This is a genomic window from Acinetobacter sp. NBRC 100985 (assembly GCF_000241225.1).
GTDB classification, from domain to species: Bacteria; Pseudomonadota; Gammaproteobacteria; order Pseudomonadales; family Moraxellaceae; genus Acinetobacter; species Acinetobacter venetianus.
Map to the genome: position 1 here is coordinate 1 of NZ_BAEB01000048.1, position 563 is coordinate 563.

Below are 563 nucleotides of genomic sequence, written 5' to 3' on the forward strand. Positions count from 1 at the left end.
GCTGGGTAATCGATACCATCAACTGTGACCACACGGTTGCGGTTGGGTCATCAATCGTACCCGTTAACTCTGGGGTTTGGTCATTGGTGTCTAGATCGTTCAAGCTCACCATTGGCGCGACCGTATCCACTGTATAGGTTTGGCTATCAGTCACACTGCTGCTGTTGCCTGCTGCATCCATAAAGGTCACATTGGCATCAACGGTTAAGTCTGGATCGTTGAGTAAGTCGCTACCTGCAACATCAACACTCCAGGTACCTGCAACGGTATCAACGGTTGCCGTGTAATCGGTACCATTGACACTCACCGTCACTACTGTGCTGGTCGCATCAGCTGGGATACCCGTCAACACACCGGTTAAGGTCACATTGCTCGACAGAGACTCGGTTTCATTGAGTACGTTGTCCGCAGTGATATCGTCAATGCTAAATACCGTTGCGGTTGGGTCTGGTGGGGTTAAGTCAACGGTTAAGCTGCCAGTGTCTGTACCCACATTGCCCGCTGGGTCGGTTGCCGTGACCGTGATTGGATAGGTGCCTTCCGCTAAGCTTGGTAAGGTATTA

Annotated in this window: 1 pseudogene; it reads right to left on the reverse strand. The window is 51.3% G+C overall.

Features of this window, described 5'->3' with window-relative positions:
- Positions 1 to 563 (reverse strand): annotated as a pseudogene (locus tag ACT4_RS15340) (Ig-like domain-containing protein); the annotation flags it as partial.